The sequence below is a fragment of the Elstera litoralis genome (assembly GCF_000963705.1).
Lineage (GTDB): Bacteria > Pseudomonadota > Alphaproteobacteria > Elsterales > Elsteraceae > Elstera > Elstera litoralis.
In genome coordinates this window covers 1-2,615 of record NZ_LAJY01000112.1, presented here as the reverse complement: position 1 = coordinate 2,615, position 2,615 = coordinate 1, and the positions used below count along the sequence as shown (strand labels likewise).

Genomic DNA, 2,615 nt, shown 5'->3' with positions numbered 1-2,615 from the left:
GTGAGCACCTTCTTCTGTTTGCTGATCGGCTACCCGATGGCCTATGCGATGGCGAGAGCCGATAAGGGCATTCGCCCGATTCTGCTGATGATGGTGATTCTGCCGTTCTGGACCAGCTTCCTCATTCGCATTTATGCCTGGATGGGTATTCTGAATAATAACGGTCTGTTGAACAATCTGCTGCTATGGTTGGGCGTGATTTCGGAACCGATTCCGCTGATGAACACGCCGACAGCGGTTTATATCGGCATCGTTTACACCTACTTGCCTTCATGATCCTGCCGCTCTATTCGACGCTGGAAAAAATGGACCTGTCGTTGCTCGAAGCCGCCGCCGATTTGGGCTGTCGCCCGTTCCGGGCCTTCTGGCTAATTACCCTGCCGCTTTCGGTGCCGGGGATCATCGCGGGCTCGATGCTGGTCTTCATTCCGGTGGTCGGCGAATTCGTTGTGCCGGAACTGTTGGGCGGACCGGAGACGCTGATGATCGGCAATGTGCTGTGGGCGGAATTCTTCAGTAACCGCGATTGGCCTCTGGCCTCGGCGGTGGCGGTTGCCATGCTGTTGCTGCTGGTCGCCCCGATCATGCTGCTGCAACGCAGCCAAGGCGGCAGCCCGCACGCCCACGGGGGGCATTGAGCCATGAACCGCCGTCCCGTCGCCCTCTTCGCCTTCCTCGGCCTGGGCTATGCCTTTCTCTATGGGCCGATCCTGTCGGTGATCTTCTACTCGTTTAACGAAAACCGGCTGGTCACGGTCTGGTCGGGCTTTTCGACCAAATGGTACGGCGAGCTGTTCCGCAACGAACGGATGATCGATGCCGCCATTACGTCCCTGAAAATCGCCGCGATGAGCGCCACCGGGGCCGTGGTGCTGGGCACACTCGCGGGCTATTGCCTCGCGCGCATGCCGAGTTTCTGGGGCCGCACCTTGTTCGCCGGACTGGTTTCGGCACCGCTGGTGATGCCGGAAGTGATTACGGGTTTGGCTTCGCTGCTGCTCTTCGTTGGGCTCGAACAGATGGTCGGCTGGCCCAATGGGCGCGGCGTCGATACCATCACTATTGCCCATATCACCTTCACCCTCTCCTTCGTCGCCGTCATTGTGCAGGCGCGGCTGAAGGATATGGACCAATCGATCGAAGAAGCGGCGATGGATTTGGGGGCACGGCCCTGGCAGGTCTTCTATCTGATTACCCTGCCGCTAATTCTGCCCGCCCTGGTTTCCGGCTGGCTGCTGGCTTTCACGATTAGTCTCGATGATCTCGTCATCACCAGTTTCGTCTCGGGGCCGGGCTCCTCGACGCTGCCGATGATGATTTTCTCGAAAGTCCGCCTGGGGGTGAGCCCGGAAATCAACGCGCTTGCCACGTTGATCGTCGGGATCGTCACCACGGGCATTCTGATTTCGGGTCTTTTGATGTTCCGGCAAAACCGCGAGAAAGAGCGCGCGGCGCGGGAGGCTGCGGGGGGATGACTCGCCTGAAAGACGCTTGGGTGCGGGCGGCGTGCGGGATTCTTTTCACCCTAACGTTGGCAGCGCCGGTTCAAGGAGCCGATCCGGCTCGGATGGTAGGGCCGCTGGATGTCGTTGCACGCCGGACCTTGATTGCAAAAACCGCCGGTCTCTACGCCTGCGCCGCGATTCCCGATACCGTTCGCGAAGTTTCGGGCGTGGATTTCTTCACCGATGCCAGTCAAAGTATCGTCGATCCCGACGCCCAGAACCGCCACCGCGCCGCCGTGAAGCCGACCGAAGATTATGCGCGCGGCGTGCAGGCGATTGCCCTCTCCTATCTCAAATTCGCCCCCGCCGATCTAACGATTGCCGATTGCGCGCTGGATTGGCTGAATGCCTGGGCGAGCAACGATGGATTGCTGGACGATCCCGCCACGCTCGCCGCCGACCGCCAGCAAGAAAATCTCATCGCGGGCCTCGCCCATGCGGCCCTTGTGGTCATGCATGAGCCGCGCTTATCGCCTGCAAAAGTGCAGCCGGTGCAAGCATGGTTCCAGAAACTCGGTGCCCTGGTCAAAGAACGCTGGAGTCAACCCGAGGCGCAAACCATCGGCGAGGAATCGCGCGCCTGGGCCTTCACCGCCACCCTGCTGGCGGGAATCGTGGCGCAAGACCGGGGCCTCACCACCTGGGCCACGGTCGGCCTGAAGCAGTTCCTGACCCGGATCGACGCACAAGGCTTCATCCGGGGGCTGGAGCCGCGCGAACGACGCTTGCGCCACACTCATATGATCGCGCTCAGCGCCCTCGTGTTGGCGGCGGAAACCCTCAGCCGCAACGGGCAGGATCTTTATGCCGCCGAAGGCGGAGCCGTGCGGCGCTTGGCCGATCTCGTCATTCGTGGGTATCAAGAGGCGGGGCCGTTCGTGCAAAAGGCGCGCGGGATTGCCCAATCCTGGCCGCCGAAGTTTCAGCCCTATATGGCCGCGTGGATGGAGCCCTATTATACGCGCTTCCGCGATGCGCGCTTAGTGCCCCTCCTCACCGCCAACCGGCATATCTCTTGGATTCAGATGGGCGGCGACGTAACCACTCTCTACGGCACCAAACCCCTGCCGCAATAGCGCCTTTAAGGACCGACGATGAGCGATTCCCTCC

Annotated in this window: 2 protein-coding genes and 1 pseudogene; all 3 read left to right on the top strand. The window is 61.1% G+C overall.

Features of this window, described 5'->3' with window-relative positions; all coding sequences use genetic code 11:
• A pseudogene (locus VZ95_RS05610) lies at nucleotides 1–638 on the top strand (ABC transporter permease subunit); the annotation flags it as partial.
• Nucleotides 639–641: 3 nt separating this feature from the next.
• Nucleotides 642–1,475 (top strand): ABC transporter permease subunit, encoded by an 834-nt coding sequence (locus tag VZ95_RS05605; protein WP_045774993.1) that lies wholly within the window; start codon nucleotides 642–644, stop codon nucleotides 1,473–1,475.
• Entirely contained in the window at nucleotides 1,472–2,581 is a 1,110-nt protein-coding gene (locus VZ95_RS05600; RefSeq protein WP_045774992.1) for an alginate lyase family protein, read from the top strand. The genes VZ95_RS05605 and VZ95_RS05600 overlap by 4 nt, the downstream gene beginning before the upstream one ends.
• The last annotated feature ends 34 nt before the right edge of the window (nucleotides 2,582–2,615 follow it).

What these genes read in the sequence shown, in the direction of transcription:
- VZ95_RS05600 (WP_045774992.1), top strand. Translation starts at nt 1,472, where the DNA reads ATGACTCGCCTGAAAGACGCTTGGGTGCGGGCGGCGTGCGGGATTCTT.
- VZ95_RS05605 (WP_045774993.1), top strand. Translation starts at nt 642, where the DNA reads ATGAACCGCCGTCCCGTCGCCCTCTTCGCCTTCCTCGGCCTGGGCTAT.